The organism is Photorhabdus asymbiotica, assembly GCF_003634575.1.
Classification (GTDB): domain Bacteria; phylum Pseudomonadota; class Gammaproteobacteria; order Enterobacterales; family Enterobacteriaceae; genus Photorhabdus; species Photorhabdus asymbiotica.
The window spans coordinates 721,860-741,975 of record NZ_RBLJ01000001.1; the positions used below are offsets into that span (position 1 = coordinate 721,860).

General features: G+C 37.5%; 19 protein-coding genes and 1 pseudogene. 3 read left to right on the forward strand and 17 right to left on the reverse strand.

The features are described 5' to 3' along the window. Positions 1–365 precede the first annotated feature (365 nt). The 3 genes from BDD30_RS03140 to BDD30_RS03150 form a co-directional block, all read right to left on the reverse strand. Positions 366–1,247, reverse strand: a complete 882-nt coding sequence (locus BDD30_RS03140; protein ID WP_015833798.1) for a tail fiber protein — start codon at positions 1,245–1,247, stop codon at positions 366–368. A 726-nt stretch (positions 1,248–1,973) separates the two neighbouring features. Then, entirely contained in the window at positions 1,974–2,600 is a 627-nt protein-coding gene (locus tag BDD30_RS03145; protein ID WP_015833796.1) for a tail fiber assembly protein, read from the reverse strand. Continuing rightward, positions 2,600–3,100: a phage tail protein gene (locus BDD30_RS03150; RefSeq protein ID WP_015833795.1), complete on the reverse strand. Its 501-nt coding sequence runs from the start codon at positions 3,098–3,100 to the stop codon at positions 2,600–2,602. The genes BDD30_RS03145 and BDD30_RS03150 overlap by 1 nt, the downstream gene beginning before the upstream one ends. A 231-nt stretch (positions 3,101–3,331) precedes the next feature. On the opposite strand from BDD30_RS03150, the gene BDD30_RS23005 reads away from it, so the two are divergent. Continuing rightward, positions 3,332–3,511: a hypothetical protein gene (locus tag BDD30_RS23005; protein WP_147408116.1), complete on the forward strand. Its 180-nt coding sequence runs from the start codon at positions 3,332–3,334 to the stop codon at positions 3,509–3,511. A gap of 198 nt (positions 3,512–3,709) precedes the next feature. Here the strand turns inward: BDD30_RS23005 and BDD30_RS03155 are convergent, their stop codons facing one another. The 10 genes from BDD30_RS03155 to BDD30_RS03210 form a co-directional block, all read right to left on the reverse strand. Then, on the reverse strand, positions 3,710–4,591 hold the full coding sequence (locus BDD30_RS03155) for a phage tail protein (RefSeq protein WP_015833794.1): 882 nt from the start codon (positions 4,589–4,591) through the stop codon (positions 3,710–3,712). 250 nt (positions 4,592–4,841) lie between these two features. Next, the gene (locus BDD30_RS23975; protein ID WP_015833793.1) at positions 4,842–5,897 is read right to left on the reverse strand and encodes a phage tail fiber protein; all 1,056 of its coding nucleotides are present in this window, start codon (positions 5,895–5,897) and stop codon (positions 4,842–4,844) included. 522 nt (positions 5,898–6,419) lie between these two features. Then, positions 6,420–7,007, reverse strand: a complete 588-nt coding sequence (locus BDD30_RS03170; protein ID WP_015833792.1) for a gp53-like domain-containing protein — start codon at positions 7,005–7,007, stop codon at positions 6,420–6,422. Between the two features lie 368 nt (positions 7,008–7,375). Further along, the gene (locus BDD30_RS03175; RefSeq protein ID WP_015833791.1) at positions 7,376–8,146 is read right to left on the reverse strand and encodes a hypothetical protein; all 771 of its coding nucleotides are present in this window, start codon (positions 8,144–8,146) and stop codon (positions 7,376–7,378) included. Between the two features lie 348 nt (positions 8,147–8,494). After that, positions 8,495–9,592, reverse strand: a complete 1,098-nt coding sequence (locus BDD30_RS03180; protein WP_015833790.1) for a pyocin knob domain-containing protein — start codon at positions 9,590–9,592, stop codon at positions 8,495–8,497. Between the two features lie 325 nt (positions 9,593–9,917). Next, entirely contained in the window at positions 9,918–11,333 is a 1,416-nt protein-coding gene (locus tag BDD30_RS03185; protein ID WP_015833789.1) for a tail fiber assembly protein, read from the reverse strand. Between the two features lie 352 nt (positions 11,334–11,685). Beyond that, a complete protein-coding gene (locus BDD30_RS03190; RefSeq protein ID WP_015833788.1) occupies positions 11,686–12,237 on the reverse strand; it encodes a tail fiber assembly protein in 552 nt (183 codons plus the stop codon). Positions 12,238–12,241: 4 nt separating this feature from the next. Beyond that, positions 12,242–13,456 (reverse strand): tail fiber protein, encoded by a 1,215-nt coding sequence (locus BDD30_RS23855; protein ID WP_015833787.1) that lies wholly within the window; start codon positions 13,454–13,456, stop codon positions 12,242–12,244. A gap of 404 nt (positions 13,457–13,860) precedes the next feature. After that, entirely contained in the window at positions 13,861–14,199 is a 339-nt protein-coding gene (locus BDD30_RS03205) for a GNAT family N-acetyltransferase (protein WP_015833786.1), read from the reverse strand. Between the two features lie 577 nt (positions 14,200–14,776). Continuing rightward, on the reverse strand, positions 14,777–15,415 hold the full coding sequence (locus tag BDD30_RS03210; protein WP_015833783.1) for an adhesin: 639 nt from the start codon (positions 15,413–15,415) through the stop codon (positions 14,777–14,779). A gap of 575 nt (positions 15,416–15,990) precedes the next feature. On the opposite strand from BDD30_RS03210, the gene BDD30_RS03215 reads away from it, so the two are divergent. Next, entirely contained in the window at positions 15,991–16,416 is a 426-nt protein-coding gene (locus BDD30_RS03215) for a type II toxin-antitoxin system RelE/ParE family toxin (RefSeq protein ID WP_015833782.1), read from the forward strand. A gap of 78 nt (positions 16,417–16,494) precedes the next feature. Continuing rightward, complete coding sequence (locus tag BDD30_RS03220) at positions 16,495–16,821, forward strand: helix-turn-helix domain-containing protein (protein ID WP_015833781.1); 327 nt, start codon at positions 16,495–16,497, stop codon at positions 16,819–16,821. Positions 16,822–16,882: 61 nt separating this feature from the next. Here BDD30_RS03220 and cobO read toward each other — a convergent pair whose 3' ends face one another. From cobO to cobD, 4 genes and pseudogenes are all read right to left on the reverse strand, one after another. Next, positions 16,883–17,461: a cob(I)yrinic acid a,c-diamide adenosyltransferase gene (gene cobO, locus BDD30_RS03225; RefSeq protein ID WP_015833780.1), complete on the reverse strand. Its 579-nt coding sequence runs from the start codon at positions 17,459–17,461 to the stop codon at positions 16,883–16,885. A gap of 69 nt (positions 17,462–17,530) precedes the next feature. Beyond that, a pseudogene (locus tag BDD30_RS03230) lies at positions 17,531–18,160 on the reverse strand (NAD(P)-dependent oxidoreductase); the annotation flags it as partial. Positions 18,161–18,180: 20 nt separating this feature from the next. Next, positions 18,181–19,041, reverse strand: a complete 861-nt coding sequence (locus BDD30_RS03235) for a GHMP family kinase ATP-binding protein (RefSeq protein WP_041381755.1) — start codon at positions 19,039–19,041, stop codon at positions 18,181–18,183. Next, positions 19,034–20,107 carry a threonine-phosphate decarboxylase CobD gene (cobD, locus tag BDD30_RS03240; protein ID WP_015833777.1) on the reverse strand — a complete coding sequence of 358 codons (1,074 nt, stop codon included), beginning with the start codon at positions 20,105–20,107 and terminating at the stop codon, positions 19,034–19,036. Before cobD ends, BDD30_RS03235 begins: the two co-directional genes overlap by 8 nt. Positions 20,108–20,116 lie beyond the last annotated feature (9 nt).

The window sequence follows — 20,116 nt, forward strand, 5'->3', positions numbered from 1 at the left end:
AAAAATAATAATGCAGTGTTCTTATTGCTTATAATGCTAACTATTTTTGTATAATTTCCAGCAATATATAATTCAATATTTTGAAATAGAAAATATATTCACAAATACATATTTAACATATTAAAACTATTTCCCTCTTATTTTTTCCATCTCTTCTTATCTCTATTTATGAAAAATAAAATATGAACTGAAAAAAAATTAGACAAAGAAAATAAATCGGACTAATTATTTTCCTACTCAAGTTATTCATGTTTCAAAGCCAATAATTCAGTTAGAAAAACCAACCTATTATGGTTGGTTTTTTATAAGCCAATTAGACCCACTTTTTCTTTACTTCGGGTTTAAAGAATATTGCTATTCTGCCATTATGCTGCTCTTACTATGTAATTAAATGCGATGTTACGGGGGCGATTTTCATTTGCAGTCGGCACAACGCGAGACGCATCAAACGATAATTCTGCAAGTCGATCACGTGCACCTGCACTACTCATTGGCCCTTTAGACATTACAACGTAATCTCCGTATTCGCCTGATGTTGAAAATGCTCCAGACCTATCATTATTACCTGAAAATATTCTCCCGTTGGCTCTATCCGAGCGTCCTTTTACGAATGCCGTGATATTTCTAATGGCGTCCCCCTGCAACGATAAAATCTCACGACCATTATCCACACCACGTTTCCCACTCCAGCCTCGAATAAACTCCCCACGCAAATCAGGTAATTTTCCTGTGGGATATGCTGCCGCTAGTTGTGGGTAAGCTGCTTTATCAAACTCGGCTCCGTTACATTGTAACCACCCGGCTGGCGGTATGGCAGTAGGCCAAGGAATAGGAGAACCCACAGGTATATTAATTTCCTCACGCAATGAATCGACTGTTTTTTGAACAAGACTTTGCGTAACAGCCAATGTATCACTATTACCAAGCACATCTGTTAGCTGAACAACACCTTTTTGTGTTAATGAGGCATCTGGAAATTCTGTTATTAATGCCCTACTTAATTGAGTGGTTAACTTAGCTATATCACCATCATCCAAAACATCATCACCAGTTCGTGTCGCGATAAAATTAGCTACCACTGACGCTATGGTTGACGATTGACGCAGCACCTTATTTAACAAATGAGTGGGAACATCATTTGGTGGAAATCCAGTCTGCAAACCCTGACTTCCTTCATATCTATACTGACTCAATACATTCGCATTATCACTAATAGAGAAAGCCTTAAAATCATTCTTAATACCCATATAAAATCCTTAAATTAAATAATACTATTCCATAATCAATCTATTTGAATTATTATAAAAATAATCCCATCTGCAACTCATGCCAATCAAAGTATAGTTCATAAAAATAATAATGCAGTGTTCTTATTGCTTATAACGCTAACTATTTTTGTATAATTGCCAGCAATATATAATTCAACATTTTGAAATAGAAAATATATTCATAAATATACATTTAACATATTAAAACTATCTTTCTCTTATTCTTCCCATCTCTTCTTATCTCTATTTATGAGAAATTCACATATGAACCATGTTTGTCCCACCAAACACTAATTTTTAGATTACATATATACCCTTCATCTTTCAAGTTGCTGCTTTGTTGGCGGCTTTCACTCACCCCAGTCACAGAGTTATCTATGCTCCTGGGGATTCGTTCACTTGCCGCCGCGCTGCAACTCGAAATCTATTGGGTATATATTATATCCTTTGATTTTTCATGAAATAGGAAACGGTTTAACAAATTCATTTCAGATTACCAACGCAATTGTCATAGAGTGTCGGAACATAGGTTAATATCCTATTATGTCGACCAAACTTCCCTAGAAAAACCAACCTATTAGAGTTGGTTTTTCTATAGCTGAAATTTGCCTGAGGAAAAACCCAACTTCAAATCTGGCATTTATAACCACTTACAGACTATTATTTCTTACCTAAAAATATAAAACTGTTTAATTATTCCTGTTCTTACTTCGGCATCTCCGGCCACTCAATATCAGGCGCTTGTGAAATATCTACCCTACTTAGTAATATCCGGTATTTTTTCCATTCAAGTAAAGCGGCTGCTTCTACTTCTGTGGCAACTTCCAAGTCAACAGAGTCTTGTAGCAATGACAGTATTTCATTTGCTTGCCGAAACAGTTCTGCTTGCTTTTGTTTAACTTCTGCAATCTGATGGGATTTAAGCAGGTCTTTATCAACTACCCATTCTTTACCATCCCACTGATCATAATCAGTAGCAGGTTTCTTGAATGTCAGTGTTTCTGGTAATTCACCGAGTTCTGTGATTTCTTGCTGTACACGAGTTTGCTTATCGTAAGCAATTTTCCCGCGATAATCTGGCACAATTTCCCAATGACTTCCGTCCTCACTGCGACGCACAGTCATATCATCAGAATCTGGAAGCCCTGGCGCATCGGAATAAGCGCCCGCTGGCAAACTCATGCCGAGCATGATGTACTCAATATTTGTATTTGTGAATTCTCTTGTGACCGGATTAGTGTGATAAACCTTTATCCAACCAGCCTGGATAGCTAACCCATCTTTACCCAATACAGCAGTTTCATGTTCTAAAGAGTATTTTTGTTCAGTCATTATGCTGCTCTCACTATGTAATTAAATGCCACATTTCGCGGTCGGGTCTCTATTCCTGTTGAAGCAGCAACCGCATTGTCCATATAACCGAAACCGCCAGATCCCATGCCGATAGCAATGCCTAATCCGCGAGTATCAATTCCGTAGTTAACGCCTTGGTAGACACTATTGAGAATACGGCTCGGTGTACCCAAACCCTCGGCTCCAGCATTTGAGTTGGACCACATCCGGCCAATCCTGTGGCTATGTGGGGCGATATCCGCTAGTTGAGTGGATAGTACATATCGACCAATATCCACCCCTCGCCCATCATCCCAGCCACGGATAAATTCACCGCGTAAATCGGGCAAATTACCACTAGGGTAAGCTACCGCTAATTTAGGATATAAATATTTATCAAAGATTGCCCCATTACATTTCACCCACCCATATGGCGGTATGTCAGTCGGCCAAGGAAGTGGTATTCCCACCGGGATTTCTTCAAGTATAGATATGCTCATTATGCTTACCCTCACAATGTATTTAAACGCTATAATGTTATTTTATAATCAACATATTAAATTATTGTAAAAATAATCCTCCCTATCATTCACACTAATCAAAGTCTAGTTTAGGAAAAAAATAATGCAGTATTCCTATTGCTTATAAAATTAACTGTTTTATACAATTAACAGTAATAATTAGTTCAATATTTTAAAATTGAAAATATATGCAACATATAGAAATTATGTTTGGATGCAATAAATCCTATAATAATAAATCTCGCGTTGATAGGTCATTATACCCTATGGATTTCAAGATGCATCGCGACGGCCAGGGAGCGAATCCCCGGGAGCATAGCTAACTCTGTGACCGGGGTGAGTGAGTGCAGCCAACAAAGAGGCAACTTGAAAGATGACGGGTATATATAAATTTACGGTCTTAGATAAGATACAGACAGATGTTTTTGTACTCGTGTTTAACCTAATAAATCGGAATAATTATTCTCCTACTCAAGTTATTCATGTTTCAAAACCAATAATTCAGTTAGAAAAACCGACCTATTATGGTTGGTTTTTCATAAGTTAGTTAGCCCAGCTTTTGGTTTAAAGAATATTGCTATTCTGTCATTATGCTGCTCTTACTATATAATTAAATGCGATATTGCGGGGGCGAGTTTCATGTGCAGTACGTACAACCCGAGATGAATTAAATGCAACATACATTAGGTTTCTGGTCACATACCCAGATGTTACAACAGTACCTGGGATAGGAGTATTAGTAAATGCGCCATTTGCATATGCGCTAAACGTATTCTCAGTTGATATATTTATATTACCTGTAATATTTTGCATCGTGTCTATTTGTGTAGATAATATAGAGCGATTCGTATCAACACCGCGGCTATCATCCCAACCACGAATAAATTCTCCCCTTAAATCAGGTAACCTACCTTCAGGATAAGCTTCCGCCAACTTCGGATACTGTGATTTATTAAACGCTGAACCATTACAAGTGAAATAACCAATAGGTGGATGGGGTAATGGCCATGGAATAGGAGAACCAACAGGAACTTCATTGGCTGTTTTAATCCGATTATCTGTATATTCACGTAATGAATTTACTATTTCCTGAACAAGCTTTTGTGTCACCGCTAATGTGTCACTATTACCAATCACATTTGTAAGCTGGACTGCACCTTTTTGTGTTAATGAAGCACTGGGAATGTCTGTTGCAATTTTTTGTTCTAACGCTTTATTTAATTGAACCGTGAGTTTAGCTATATTTCCATCATCCAAAACATCACTGTCAGATTCTGTCGCAATAAAATCAGCTATAACTGATGATATGGTTGACGATTGACGTAATGTCTTATTTAACAAATGAATATCAATATCACTGCCTGGTTTTAATCCAGTCTGCAACTCCGAACTACTTTCATATAAACTTTGACTCACTACATTAGCACCAATCTTAATAGAGAAAGCTTTAAAATCATTCTTTGCACTCATATAAAACCCCTAAATTAAATAACATTATTCATTTACAAAAAACACATTAAGCTATTATGTAAATAACCCATATATATCCTTCATCTTTCAAGTTGCTGCTTTGTTGGCTGCTTTCACTTACCCCAGTCACATCGTTATCTATGCTCCTGGGGATGCGTTCATTTGCCGCCGCGCTGCAACTTGAAATCTATTGGGTATATACTAGAAACTATTTTTCTCCTATTCCCTCTATATTTTCCTGCAACTTCTTCTATTTTAAATCCCAGGATGAATCTTCCGGCATTTGGACACGAACATCTAAGCGGCAATTCTCTGGAATATCACAAGGCTCTCCGTCTTTGTAGAAAACACGTTCATCATTATCATCGATAAATTTAAGTCGCCAGTTCTGAAAACGTGTCGGTAAATGAGAATGTTGTCTGTGAAAGGTCTCGATGATAATAGAACCATCAGGTTGAATACGGTCATCGATAAAAATCAACTCTAACCCATTCTTATCTTTTGGTGCTGAAATACCACCATGCTCTCCCCATGCACCATCAGCGTTACAGCCTGAAATATTTGAAATGCGGTATACACCAGTTCCCTCTTTAGTGACTTCTGCACCTTCAGATTCTTCATTAGTTGAAAACTCACCGTCAGAGTAGATTTTGACTATCGGTGAGATTCTCTTGAGAAATCCATTAGCATCGAATGCACTGTTTACATCTTCAACTAAAATTCTTTTTTTACCTTTAAATTTACCATCTTTGTCAAATGCGTATGTATGTATTCCAAACCCTTCTTGGCCTCCAGATGTACTACCGTATTCAAAAGAAATTCCTCTTGAGTGTCGAATCCCTGCACTAGGGTGAGCGACATGAATTGCCAAACCACCTAAGTCCGCCCAACTATTTGGACGCAAGAAACCTGACAATGACAAATCTCGCAGGGATGGATCGTCACCTAAATTTGCTGTCTTAGATAAAATGCAACCAGATGTTTTTGTATTCGTATTTAACCGAATAAATCGATTATCAGATTCTACTTTGATTTTTTGTTCTAATGCTTTATTTAATTGTGCAGTGAGATTCGCTATATTACCATCATCCAAAACATCACTGCCCGATCCTGTCGCAATAAAATCAGCCACAACAGATGATATAGTTGACGATTGACGCAATGCCTTATTTAACACGTGAAGATCAAATTGTTTTGTTGGATCAAATCCATCCTGTAGCTCTGAACTATTTTCATAGCGATATTGATTCAAGGCATTTGAATTATTACTAATAGAAAAAGCTTTAAAATCATTCTTTACACTCATATATAACCCTCAATTTAAATAATATTACTTGTTTACAAAAAACACATTGAATTATTATGCAAACAACTCAGTATAATTCATACTGGTCATAGTCTAGTTTAAAAAAATAACAATAAAACATTCTTATAAATTAGAGCATTAACCATTTTGCATAATTGATTTAAATAGGAAACTCAATATTAAAAAATTCCCATTATCTCCCTTATTTAATTTCTTACCAAAATTTTTCTATTTAATATTACATTCTGGATCTATCAATATATAAATGGCCGTTTATTCAGGCCATTTACATTATTTATTTCTGTTCAATGCCAAGAACCCATGAAATATTAATTTCATCCAACTACATCTTATAATAGTGCTATCTACTGGTAATATTTCCTTATGGCGCATTATAAATAGCATATTTATGCTAAACACCATTCACTCATTTCAACAATATCATTAGACAACGAACCAGAATCAATATTATTTCATTCCAATTTTATAGAGTAGAATGCATTTATTTTCATGCTATAGTCATTAATATCCTATCGCAAAATATCTCACATAACTATTTGTTAACGCGTTTGCAGAATTTCTGCACGTTACAATAAATTGACTGGCAGAAATAGGTACGGCAGCAACCCCAGAGCCAAAATTATAAAAATCAGCATATGTTGCCACAATCTGAAAACAAGCATTAGGAAATGGGATTGTGAAATTTCTATAATCATTTATATTTAGAGAGCCGTTTGCCTGTCCCCACTGAATAATTATCTCAGTATCACCACACTTCCACCAACCATTTGCAACCTTGTTAGCAGTATTCACATTAAGATTACAACACTTTGCAATTTTCTGATCTAACACGTTTTTTAATTGTGCGGTAATTTTGGTTACATCACCATCATCCAAAACATCACTGCCCGATTCTGTCGCAATAAAATTGGCTACAACGGATGATATAGTTGACGATTGACGTAATACCTTATTTAACACGTGAAGATCAAATTGTTTTAATGGATCAAATCCATCCTGCAACTCTGATCTACTTTCATAGTCATATTGACTCAATGCATTTGAATTATTACTAATAGAAAAAGTTTTAAAATCATTCTTTACACTCATATACAATCCTCAAGTTAAATAATATTGTTTATTTACAAAAAAATGTATTGAACTATTGTAGAAATAGACCTTGATAATTCACACCAGTTATAGTCCAGTTCAGAAAAATGATAATGAAATATTTTTACAACTAAAATGAGCAACTATTTTTATATAATTATCAATAATAAACCACCTAACATATTGTAATCGAAAAACTCAGTAATACTCTATGTTTCCCCAAGTCTATTAACTGCTATTTTTTTACTTTCCATATTATTCATATATAGCCAAAATACTTATTTAAATTCTGGCTATATTATTAAGATATTCACCAAGAGATTACTACCTGAATTAGCATCAGACAAGCAAATAAATAGATGCCAATCTTATACACCTAAATAAATGACAGGTATCATACTGACATTTAATGGGCGATTTTCATCTGCCGTTGGTACCACTTTTGATGCATCAAAAGTGGCATATGCGAATATTGAAGCTGTATCAGGTGTGTTCTTTTTCACGACACTTCCTTCAGAGTTCACATTTACACCATGAAATGCTCCACTAGTACGAGCAAAAAGCCCCCAACTCCACAATCCCACATCACCTATAATATTTCTAATCGCATCTCCCTGTATCACACCAGGCTGCAAACCAGCACGTACAAATACTCCTCGTCCATCAACAAACAGATTAGGGAGGTTAATTTTTCCATCATGCAACTTGATTCCCCATGCTGCCTTATATGCATCGGATAAATTATTCAATGCCCGACCAACAGTTGAATCAATCGCATAAGCCGCACCATTCGCAATATATTCTCCTTTAGCTAAATCTGATGCTGGATGTGCCGATAAATAGATATCACCTGGACGTTTAGCGCTAACTTTTTCTAACGCCTTTTTTAATTGTGCAGTGAGTTTCGCTACATTACCATCATCTAAAACATCCTCACCAGATTGTTCCGCAATAAAATCAGCTAAAACCGATGATATGGTTGACGATTGACGCAATGTCTTATTTAATAAATGAACATGAATAGAACTATTTGGTGCTAATCCAGTCTGCAACTCTGGACTACTTTCATATAAATTTTGATCCACTACATTAGCACCATTCTTAATAGAAAAAGCTTTAAAATCATTCTTTACACTCATATACAATCCTCAGGTTAAATAATATTATTTATTTACAAAAAACATATTGAACTATTGTGAAAATAGACCTTGATAATTCACACCAGTCATAATCTGGTTCATAAAAATGACAATGAAATATTTTTATAAATTAGAACATTAACTATTTTTCATATAATTGTTAAAATCAACGACATTTCACTTAGAGAGATTTAAATATATTGGCTATAACAATCACCATCGGACTAAAAACAAATTCAAAGGTCTGAGTCCCGTTGAATAAAGAACTCAAACTTTAATTTAAAATTTCCAAGTTTCTGAAATCAATTTAAAGATAGAAATCATTAACTCTTTCACTGCAAAGATATATCAATATCCTATTGCAAACCAAAAGGCAGAGATTTCTGTCGGGTATGCCCAATAATTAAATCCTGTCACAGACAGTTTGTTCGCAACAACATTATATGATGATTTTAGGTCAGTTTTATGACTCAATGTTAACAAAACATTTACACAAATATTGGGAAACCGAATAGGGAAATTAACGGGCGTATCATATCCTGTCCAGTTCACAGTCCCCCACTGATAAATCACCCCTGTATCCCCGCACTTCCACCAACCATTAATATCCTTACCCGCTGTATTCATATTAACTTTAGTATTAACCCGGCTATCTACTTCAGCTTTTGTATACACATCAATATCCGCAGCAGTCGGTTTATTCAGGGTATTATACTCTCTAGCCCAGGGTGTCCATGCCCCATTGGCATATTGGCTACGTGTATATATCCGACTGCTGTTATAGACAAAATAACGTTGAATGATTCCAGCCGCTCTGAGAACAATAAGCGATCCCGCCAACGGTTCAGGGTAATTAAGGCCGTTTTGAGCATAAGCATTGTATTCTTGATAATAAATACCCGGTGTTTTATGACTATCCAAATTCGCCCTATCACCTAAATTAATCGCCAACCCACCAAAGATATCTTGAGAGGTAATGTCAATATCCGCAGATAGTGTTTTTCCATTCACTTTCCGGCTATTAGAAACTTTACTATTAATATTTTCACGTAATGAATTTATTATTTCTTGGGCCAACTTTTGCGTAACCGCTAATGTATCACTATTACCAACCTGATTTGTTAGTTGAACAACACCTTTTTGTATTAACGAAGCATTGGGAATGTTTGTTTTAACTTTTTGCTCTAACGCCTTATTTAATTGTTCGGTAAGCTCAGCGATATCACCATCATCCACAATATCATCACCAGATTGTGTCGCAATAAAATTAGCCACAACAGCTGATATGGTTGACGATTGACGCAGTACCTTATTTAGCAAATGAATGGGAACGTCATTGGGAGGAAACCCAGCCTGTAAATCTGGACTGGCTTCATATCTCTCTTGACTCACTACATTGGCATTATTGCCAATAGAAAAAGCTTTAAAATCATTCTTACCACTCATATACCATCCTTAAATTACATAATGTTATTTCATAAATAATATATTAAATCATTGTATGAATGACTTATCCAAATTCATTTCAATTAGACGTCTGTAATAGACGTCTAATTCAAAAAGTATAATTAAATATTCCTATAACTTAGAATATTAACCATTTTCGTATAATTGGTTAAAATAGAAAATTAAAAAGTTATTATGCTCTCCCCTCTTTCATTTCTTACAATTTTTCTATTTCAGGTTATAGACTGAATCTCTTTCAGTATCCTAACTTTAATATCAACAAAACCATTGTATGAATGATCTGTTTATTCAGACCACTTTTTTATTATTTCGGCTGCTCTGGCCACTCAACATCAGGGACCAATGAAGTATCAACTCGGCTCAACATCACCCTATATTGCTTCCATGCCAACAGATCTGTTTTTTCTTCTTCGGTAGCAATGCCTAAATCAACAGCATCTTGTAGTGGCCCAACAATATTATTAACTTTAGCCAGTGACTGGAATTTCTCATGTTCTGCTTGCTGGATTAATGCTTCTTTAGTCGGAATATAAGTATTATCAGACTCTCCTTCCGTATCCTTTCCAACAACCTTATCAGAAGGTTTATTCAACGAATTATATTCTTGAGCCCAGGGTGTCCATGGATTATCATGGAATTGGCTACGTGTATATATCCGACTGCTATTATAAACAAAATAACGTTGAATAACCCCAGCCGCTTTCAACACAATAAGCGAACCGGCAAGCGGTTCAGGATAATTGACGCCATTTTTAGCATGGGCATTATACTCCTGGTAATAAATCCCTGGTGTTTTGTAGTAATCCAAATTTACATTATCACCTAAACCAATCGCCTGCCCACTAAAAATATCCTGAGAAGTAATCGTGACATCCGTAGATAAAGATTTCCCATTTACCTTGCGAACTCCTGCAATATATCGAGAATCAGAGTCTATTTTTGTATATGAGCCAATATCCTCTGCCGAAGGTTTATTCAGAGTGTTATATTCTCTAGTCCAAGGGGTCCATGGGTTATCATGAAACTGGCTGCGTGTATATACCCGACTGCTGTTATAAACAAAATAACGTTGCACAACCCCAGCCGCTTTTAATACAACAAGAGAACCAGCGAGCGGTTCAGGGTAATTAAGGCCACTTTTGGCATGAGCATCATACTCCTGATGATAAATTCCTGGTGTTTTATAGCTACTCAAATCCGCCTTATCACCTAAACTAATTGCCTGCCCACCCAAAATATCCTGGGAAGTAATGGTAATATCTTCAGACAAAGCTTTCCCATTAATTTTTCGTATATTAGGTACTTTGGCATTAATATTTTCAAGCAATGAATTTACTATTTCCTTAACCAGCTTTTGCGTCACTACCAATGTATCACTATCGCCAACTACATTGGTAAGTTGAACAACCCCTTTTTGTGTTAATGAAGCATTGGGAACTTCTGTTGCGATTTTTTGTTTTAAAGCTTTATTTAATTGCTCGGTAAGTTTCGCTATATCGCCATCATCCAGAACATTATCTCCAGATTGTGTCGCGATAAAATTAGCTATTACAGATGATATTGTTGATGATTGACGTAATACTTTGTTTAACAGATTAACAGGAATATTATCTGATGAAAATCCAGTCTGCAAACTCTGATCTTTCTCATATTTATCTTGACTTACGATATTAGCATTATTACTAATAGAAAAAGACTTAAAATCATTCTTAGTACTCATACACACCCCTTAGTTTAAATGGTATTATTGATATTCAATATATTGAATTATTGTTTAAAGGTAATCTCTCATAATTTAAGACAGCCATAGTCTAATTCATAAAAATAATAATAAAATGTCCTTCTAACTCAGAAGAATAATTATTTTTGTATAATTAGTAGAAAAATCGACCTAACAAATTTCAGTCAGAAATATATTCAATTCGATTATATTCAATACTTAAATTATTTCCTCACTTTCATTTTTTACTACAATTTTTAATGCTTAATCTTCAAGATAGCATTTGTCACTATTTTAATTCCAGCATCAATAAATCACCGTATAAATGGCCTGTTTATTCAGGCCATTTTCGTTATTTTGGCTGTTCCGGCCATTCGATATTGTAAGCCTGTGAAGTATCTATCCTGTTCAGCATGACTCTGTATTTCTTCCATGCTAATAAAGCATCTTTTTCCGCTTCTGTAGCAATATCTAGGTCAACAGCATCTTGCAGAGGAGCTATTTTCGTACAAGCCTCAACCATTAATTGTCGTTTTTTTGATTCAACGCCTTGCTTAATTTCCTCATTCTTTTCGACATTCAACCGCTCAGCAGCATCACGACTAATCACCCATTTACCATCCCACTTATGATAGCGTGATGGACAAGGCTGTTCTGTAAAGCCATCGGGAATAATGACTTCTTTATTTTTCTGTGATTGTCCTGATTCAATATCGTAAATCGTGCTCCCCTTTTTATTTTCGACAAGTATCCATTGCCCTGATTTTTCACACGGCCAAAATCCATCTTTAAAGTCTGGCTCTACTCTCAGAGCATTTATGGGCGGTTCACTACCAATATTTGCATAAGTAGAACCAATGAAAGGGTGATGCTGTTTCGTGTCATCAAAATAATAATTTTTCATTGTTTTATACCCCTAAATAAATTACAGGTACCATACCGACGTTTAGTGGGCGATTTTCGCTTGCCGTTGGTACTACCTTTGATGTATCAAAAATGGCATGTGAGAATATTGAATATTGATCAGGTATATTCTTATGATTAGCGCTTGTATTATTACTTGCCTTAACACCATAAAATGCTCCACTGACACGGGAAAAGAGTGCAGTCGACCACCATCCTAGTTCACCTTGAATATTTCTAATCGCATCTTCCTGTATCACACCAGGTTGCAAGCCGGCACGCATAAATACTCCTCGTCCATTAACAAACAGATTAGGGAGGTTAATTTTTCCATCACTCTGTTTAATTCTCCATGCCTTCTTATATTCCGCTGATAAACTATTTAATACTCTACCGATATTCGAATTAATCGCGTAAATATCACCATTCGCAATATATTCCCCTTTTGCCAAATCCGATGCTGGATGCGCAGATAAATAGATATCACCCGTCCGTTTAGCGCCGACATCAATCGCTGAAAATTCAATATCTTCAGTCAACATTTTTCCGTTGACTTTCCGGTTATTAGGTACTCTGCCATTAATATGGTAATCGACTTCTGCTTTGTTATACGCTCCCACATCCGCAGCGCTTAGATTGATATCCTTGATCAACTCCTTGCCATTTACTTTCCGACTATTCGGTACTCTGTTATTAATATAATAATCGACTTCTGCTTTGCTATATGCTCCCATATCCGCAGCGCTTAGATTGATATCCTTGATCAACTCCTTGCCATTTATTTTCCGGCTATTCGGTACTCTGTTATTAATATTGTTAAGCAATAAATTGATAGTTTCCTGAAACAGTTTTTGCGTCACTGCTAATGTGTCACTATTACCCATTATATCAGTAAGCTGAACAACACCTTTTTGTGTTAATGAGGCATCAGGTACTTCTGTTTTAATCTTTTGTTCTAACGCTTCATTTAATTGTGTAATAAGTTTGGTTATATCACCATCATCCAAAACATCATCGCCAGTTTGTATCGCAATAAAATTAGCTACAGCGGATGATATGGCTGACGACTGACGCAATACTTTATTTAACACGTGAATATCGGGTTGTTTTCCTGCATCAAATCCATTCTGCAACTCTGATCTACTTTCATAGTCATATTGACTCGGCACATTGGCACCATTTTTAATAGAAAAAGCTTTAAAATCATTCTTGGAACTCATATATTCCCCTTAAATTAAATAACATTATTTTATAATTAATACATTAAATTATTGTAAAGATGATTTATCACAATTCGCATAAATCAAAGTCTAACTCAAAAAAACAATAATAAACTTTTATTCTAACTTAGAGTGTTGACTATTTTTATATTATTCGCAGTAATAAATAATTCAACACCTAAAAATAACTCTTATTCTCTTTCTATTTCCCCCCATACTCCTATTAATATATCAAAAGGAATAAAAATAGACCCATTATAGCGTAGAGGTATTTTTGACATAGTAGAAAGCTCACTTCCTATTTTTTGCATGATCTTTTATTAGTTCAAAGCGCTGACTAAATAGCCAGAGCTTTATCAATACTTTTGTCACTAGCTAAAATATTAAATGACGTCTCAAGTCAATTAGTTCTCTAATGTAGATTGGCATTGACCATTAATATCGGAAATCCTGCTCATGTAATAGGCATCAGTATATCGACCATGACGAAAAGCATAACGTTTAGCTGTTCCTTCAATCTCAAACCCAAAATTTTTATATAATGTAATAGCCACATCATTGTCTGTATATACTTCCAGTTCTATGCGTTCGACATTCAACCAATTATCACACATGTCGAGCATAGCTTTTATTAATTCACTACCAATACTCTGCCCCTGATAATCAGCATGTACTCCTATGCCAAAAGTAGCAACATGACGACGCCGCAAGTTTTGACATATTTCAATACCAATCTGGCCCACTCAGCATCATCTCTCTTCAAGATACGTTCACTCTGTCACCTAAAGCACTCAACACAAAAATATTTTAATGTTTAAAATATTTTTTAAAAACTGCTTGACTCTGAAGTTTTTCTGATTAAAATCGCCGCCAGAATTTAGATTTTCGTGAAACAAATCACATTTTACCAATAAAGAGAGTTCATCATGAAATCTGTTACATCTTTCATATCAAACGTTCATAGCGTTGTTATCTACCTGTCAACGCCTCGTTTTCTGTAAGCCTACGTTTTAACCGATGCGTGAAAAGCCAGTTTTTGAGCTGGCTTTTATACCCAATAGATTTCAAATTGCAGCGCGGCGGCAAATAAACTCATCCCCAGGAGCATAGATAACTCTGTGACCAGGGTGAGCGAGTGCAGCCAACAAAGAGGCAACTTGAAAGAACGGGTATATTAGTATTAGACTAAAAGATCCGATTTTAAAGGGAAAGAAATAAGCAATCGACAAATAAGAATCCTGCCAATAAATTATTTATCACATATTCTCGGCCTATTGGGTATATATAGCCGAGAATATATGAAATAGCACCCAACCGATATTAATAATTCAATGCTTCAAGCAGTCGTTTCTTCAATAATGCAACATCATCCACACTATTCTGAACCAACAGAGTAAGATTGGTTATATCACTTTCCAGAGATTCAATCTTTTCTGCCAATTCTTTATTCTTTGCATCTAATAATATATCAACTCTTGTCGATTCAGCATATAATTGCTGACCATTAACCGCCTCAGTACTATGATTTGAAATATCCCCAGCAGCAACATGTATAATCTTACGCTCGTGACCCGTTTTTCCTACAGAGACAACATTTGGTTTATTAGCAATAGAATCTGCACCTAATGCAATACTCCCTTGTTCTGTTGCAGAGGAGTGTTGCCCAATCGCCACAGCCTGAGCCGCACTCGCGGTCACCTTTTGCCCCAAAGCGATAGAAGCCAAGCCACTGGATACGGAATCGGCACCAATCGCAATAGGCCAAACGACCTTAGTATCACCCTGTTTACCCGCAAGTTGATTTTGTCCAATAGCAATGGCCGCTTCACTGATTGTTTTAGAATTTCGGGATGATGCACCAATTGCAATAGAATGTACTGCCGGCGCTTCTGCATGTCCAAGTACAACTGAATCCTTGCCAGTTGTTTGTTCGGCTATATCGGTATTTTCAATAGACATATTAAACCTCTTAATTCATAAATTAAATAATTATGCTTTATTAGAAAATCAATAAAATACTCAACAAGATTTGACATTATTTATCGTGAATTAATTCCACGCTCTGCAATCTAAAATAACGCCACCTTCTTTTCCCGACAATATTAGACAGAAATTCAAGATTGTAAATAAATTAAAATTATTGGATTATGTGATACATTGTATGGAACTTATTTAATGTATTATCAAGCTTTATGAAATATATGTTCTATCAACTTCATTGCAACCAGTTAATTAATAATTTCTATATTAATTTATTCTTATATGATCAACCTAAGTTAATGATAAATTAATAATAAACACAACGACAATAAAATTATTTTCAGGATAATTTAATAACCGTAAATAACTGTAACTGAAAATCATGGACACACTTGAGTTAAACATGCAACGATCCAAATCTCGTTTAAATCTCCTGAGAACTCTAAAACTCAATTTTCTTTTGGATAAAAAATAAAATAATTAATCATCGTTGCGTAATGTAATAATATTTACTATAGTAAATATTATTACAAAACCCAATCGGGCTCACAAGAATGAGAATTTTTATCACCGATGATTTCGCAGCCTTCATCGACGATCATTCACTAACTAATGCAGATCTTTGCCAATCCGCTAAAGAAATCATAAGCGGATTAGTAGATGCCAATCTTGGTGGCAGTCTATTCAAAAAAAGGATCGCCCTTGCAAGAACAGGGAAAAGTGGTAGTGCACGTTCTGTCGTTGCATTCAGGCATAATGACAAAATAATCTTTATTGATGGCTGGCTAAAAAAAGACGTAGCAAAATCGGGAAAAGAAATTCCCGATAAATTGTTGAAAGTTTATACCCTATGGATTTCAAGATGCATCGCGGCGGCAAGGGAGCGAATCCCCGGGAGCATAGATAACTATGTGACCGGGGTGAGTGAGTGCAGCCAACAAAGAGGCAACTTGAAAGATGACGGGTATATAAGCTATTAGCCAAAGACTTTCTTAATATCAATGATAAGAATCTTGAAGACAACTTATCATCAGGTTTATTAATCGAGGTAATATGTGATGAATGATAACCGACTCATCAAAATGCAAAAAATGGCAGAGCGTTTTCATAAATCTGGTACCGTATCAAATATAACCATGAGAGAAATTAACGCTTTGGTTAAAGAAGATAAAAATACGAATCACTCTTCATCTGATGTAATGACTGGAGAACGTATAAGAAAAATTCGCGAATATTATAATATCAGCCAGGGAGCATTAGCCACCGCTATTAATATGTCCGCAAACAGTGTCCAGAAATGGGAAAGAGATGAAACACATCCTACAGGCGCTGCATTGAAACTTCTCATGATTATTGAGAAAAAAGGACTCGAAATACTCATGTAAGTTACCGATTTGTTTACTAAGCGAACGGATAAGACATCGGTATATTAGTCGCTTATCCGTTTTATAGATACTTGCCTGAACTTTCTACCTCAGTGAAAACATGTCTCACGGATCGCATTTCACTGACAGTATCGGCCAGTTCAATCAATGCAAAATGGCAATCTCGTCCAGTAATAATCACTGTCTGATTAATTGGCCGTTGGTTTAATGCCTCGATAATTTCATCAGGTGATAAATAATCATTGCTTATCAGATAAGTCAGTTCATCAAGCACTACTAATGATAAGGCAGGATCACGCATCATACGCCGCGCATGTTGCCAGCTCTCCGTAACAGCAATATCCTCTGTACGATTTTGCGTTTCTCCCGCCAAAATCGGCATTAGCTGAAATTCAATCCCATGCTGTTGCAACAAAGTATGTTCACCGGTTGACCATTCGTCCTTAATAAACCGAACGACTCCAACCTTTAATCCATGGCCCAACGCTCGCGTAACCGTCCCTATCGCTGCGGTTGTTCTCCCTTCACCATTACCGGTATAGACGATCACAATCCCCCTGCTTTTCTGAGCAGCCGCAACCTGTGCCATAAATCTCTCTTTTTGCCGCTGTTTTCTCTGTTTATATCGCTCCTCACGCATTTATATGGCTCCAGTATGTTTGTCAGTCAAAGAACAACTGTCTGTTTTTTTTGTATTTGCTTCAGATGATTCAGAAAACAATGTTTCTACCACACGATCAATTTGTTGACGATCTCGACTGAGCAACGATTGCGTTAATGGTTTACTCGTAAAAAACCGCTCCCAAAAGTAACGACGGGCGGCCAGATTATCAAAATGCTGTTTTACCCGTTGACGGAGTGCCCCACCATAAGCAGCCAAACGCCCAAGATGTGTCGGTAACAGCTGTTCCAGTTTTTCACGTAATAACCTGACCAGCACCGGTGCATGACCACCAGAGGAGATAGCAATCACCAGTGGCGAACGATCAATGACTGACGGTGTAATAAAACTCGCTTGCTGTGGCTCATCCACCACGTTGCAGAAAATACGCCGTTCCGTCGCACAATCACTCACGTAACAATTAACGACTGCATCATTGGTCGCGGCAATAACCAACCAACAGAGATCAAGCCAACGAGGTTCAAACTCACCGTAAATCAGTGTGACCTGACCTGCATCATCCCAAGTATGGAATTGTGAGGTGAATTCTCGCGCGTTAACCAACAGATACGCGCCAGCGTCCAATAACAAACGCGCCTTACGCTCAGCCACCTGACCGCCCCCAACCAGCAGACAGGTTTTATCCCGGATCTGACAAAAAATCGGCAAATAATCCAACATAATCCCTCCTTCTACCGTTAACGCACACCACCCGGTATCATACTCAGCAAATGCTGATGTGGATAAAAACGGGTGATGTCCTGGTGTTTCAGCCACCAGCATAAGTACTCAACATCATGCTGGCGACGATCACACAGTAACCCAACAACACTGCCACTATGAGCAACATTTAGTCCGTAGATCCCACTCTGTTCCACCAGTTCCAGCAAACTGTCAAATGCCGGTTTTACCAACAGCTTTTGACTAGCTTGTGCGCTGAGCGTCGTGGCTTCCCCCAACCGCCAGCAATTCCGTGTCGCAACCGCTTGACAAACGAGTTTCCAGGCATGCTCTAACATTGCAGCACTCTCCAGTAATGTCGCATGGCGATCTAAACGATGATAATCAGCAGTAACCAAGGTTTTCGGGCTTTCGAGTAACAAAATATCTACCGGTGGCTGCCAGTGACATGAAATTTGAGTGGCACCCGTTTGATGATCAAATAAAGTAAGCCGGCTGAACAGCGTGCTATCCGTAGGTTCCAGCTGGACACAAAAGCCAGCCAGTGTCGTTTCATCAAGGGTTTTGCCCAGATAACGTGCCGTCGCCAGCGCCGTAGCGGCAATATCAGCGGTACTACTTGCCAGCCCTTTTGCCACCGGAATCGTAGAAGTCAAGGAGATACGTAGACCTCGTGCCATCTCCACCGGCAAGTCAAAATACGCCAATACAGCTTTCATCATTTGGCGCATACGAGGACGCTCCCGTTTTTCCGGTACACCATCTGTAATAGAAACCTCACTGAACCAATTCACTGGGCAGGAGATTAACTTTTCACCTCCAAGAATCCATCCTTGGATCAGTTCACCACACGATGCAGGACAGCGTGCTTCAGCCATAACCGAATACCTGACGTAACGCTGATACCAGACGATGGTTATCATGCTCGCTCTTTATGGCGATCCGGTAATGAGCCGCACTTAAACCCGGATAGTTAGCGCAATGACGGATGAGTATTCGGTGTTTCAGCAATGCTTGCTGAAGATCGATTTCCGGGCGCAGACAGCGCAGGAAAATATAATTCGCCGCCGGAGGCCAAACGCACAATTCCGGTAACGTTGCCAATGCTTGATAGAACCAACGTTGCTGCTGTGCCAACCAACAATGTGTTGCCTGAATATAAGCGTTATCATTGAGGATGATTTCACCCGCCAACGCTGCGAAAGCATTAATCGTCCACGGTTCTCGCCAGCGCTTCATTGCCCGAATGCCCGCGACATCATGACTAACCAGATAACCAAGCCGCAACCCCGGAATAGCAAAAAATTTCGTTAGCGAACGCAGAATATAAAGACGGGGAAAATCAGCTATCTGAGGAATAAACCCGGCAGTAGCCGGGAGAAAATCAATAAACGCCTCATCGACAATCAGCGCAATATTATGTTGACGGCAACGTTCAAATACCGCCTGCAATAACGCAATATCTGGCATCAAACCGGTTGGATTATTAGGTGTGGCAAGAAACAGACAATCAGGGCGATAGCGATCCAATTCCACCAGCAAACGCTCATCAGGTTGATAACCATCAGCTTCACTCATCACATAATCATTAATCTGGCAATCAACCCGCTGTAAGGCTTTCCGATATTCAGCAAATCCCGGTATTAATAGCATGGCCCGACACGGCTTAAGATAATTCACCACCGCGTAAATTAATTCGGTAGCGCCATTACCCGCGATCACGTTTTCGGTAGTGCAATGATGAGCCTGTGCCAATGCTGCATGTAACTGGCGATATTCTGTATCAGGATAACACTCTGCCCGCTGTAACTGGTCAATAATGGCCGTTTTCAGGGATTCCGGCATGCCCAACGGGTTAATATTAGCGCTGAAATCCGTCATCTCTTCCGCTGTAACACCGATTTTCAGCGCCATTTCCAGCACATTACCGCCATGTTCGCTCATCGAATACCC

Coding starts and splice junctions, on each gene's coding strand:
- BDD30_RS03140 (WP_015833798.1), bottom strand. CDS start 1,247: ATGGGTATTAAGAATGATTTTAAGGCTTTCTCTATTAGTGATAATGCG.
- BDD30_RS03145 (WP_015833796.1), bottom strand. CDS start 2,600: ATGACTGAACAAAAATACTCTTTAGAACATGAAACTGCTGTATTGGGT.
- BDD30_RS03150 (WP_015833795.1), bottom strand. CDS start 3,100: ATGAGCATATCTATACTTGAAGAAATCCCGGTGGGAATACCACTTCCT.
- BDD30_RS03155 (WP_015833794.1), bottom strand. CDS start 4,591: ATGAGTGCAAAGAATGATTTTAAAGCTTTCTCTATTAAGATTGGTGCT.
- BDD30_RS23975 (WP_015833793.1), bottom strand. CDS start 5,897: ATGAGTGTAAAGAATGATTTTAAAGCTTTTTCTATTAGTAATAATTCA.
- BDD30_RS03170 (WP_015833792.1), bottom strand. CDS start 7,007: ATGAGTGTAAAGAATGATTTTAAAACTTTTTCTATTAGTAATAATTCA.
- BDD30_RS03175 (WP_015833791.1), bottom strand. CDS start 8,146: ATGAGTGTAAAGAATGATTTTAAAGCTTTTTCTATTAAGAATGGTGCT.
- BDD30_RS03180 (WP_015833790.1), bottom strand. CDS start 9,592: ATGAGTGGTAAGAATGATTTTAAAGCTTTTTCTATTGGCAATAATGCC.
- BDD30_RS03185 (WP_015833789.1), bottom strand. CDS start 11,333: ATGAGTACTAAGAATGATTTTAAGTCTTTTTCTATTAGTAATAATGCT.
- BDD30_RS03190 (WP_015833788.1), bottom strand. CDS start 12,237: ATGAAAAATTATTATTTTGATGACACGAAACAGCATCACCCTTTCATT.
- BDD30_RS23855 (WP_015833787.1), bottom strand. CDS start 13,456: ATGAGTTCCAAGAATGATTTTAAAGCTTTTTCTATTAAAAATGGTGCC.
- BDD30_RS03210 (WP_015833783.1), bottom strand. CDS start 15,415: ATGTCTATTGAAAATACCGATATAGCCGAACAAACAACTGGCAAGGAT.
- BDD30_RS03215 (WP_015833782.1), top strand. CDS start 15,991: ATGAGAATTTTTATCACCGATGATTTCGCAGCCTTCATCGACGATCAT.
- BDD30_RS03220 (WP_015833781.1), top strand. CDS start 16,495: ATGAATGATAACCGACTCATCAAAATGCAAAAAATGGCAGAGCGTTTT.
- cobO (WP_015833780.1), bottom strand. CDS start 17,461: ATGCGTGAGGAGCGATATAAACAGAGAAAACAGCGGCAAAAAGAGAGA.
- BDD30_RS03235 (WP_041381755.1), bottom strand. CDS start 19,041: ATGGCTGAAGCACGCTGTCCTGCATCGTGTGGTGAACTGATCCAAGGA.
- cobD (WP_015833777.1), bottom strand. CDS start 20,107: ATGAGCGAACATGGCGGTAATGTGCTGGAAATGGCGCTGAAAATCGGT.